The following is a 245-nucleotide window of genomic DNA, read 5'->3' on the forward strand; positions in this document are numbered from 1 at the left end:
TACATACCCGTACCAGCAGTAGGTGAATAATCAGTGTTTGATTTGACTGTCAATACAGGGTCTTTGTCGTTTATCAATTTAACAAGTTCCTCATCTGTTTTTGATGCAAGCGTTGGTAATTTATTTCTGATACTTTTTAAATCAGCTTGTCCTTCTTTTGTTTTTGCATATTCTTGATTTATACTTGCTTGTGCGGTTTTGATAATATCAAGACTTGCTTCATTTGCTTGCAAGGTTTTTGCAGC

General features: G+C 34.7%; 1 protein-coding gene. It reads right to left on the reverse strand.

What is annotated here, in order from left to right:
- A partial coding sequence (locus AC6UDG_RS07795; RefSeq protein ID WP_500707005.1) for a hypothetical protein occupies positions 1-245 on the reverse strand: 245 nt, incomplete at both ends.

The organism is Fructilactobacillus sp. X2R1C1 (genome assembly GCF_059901435.1).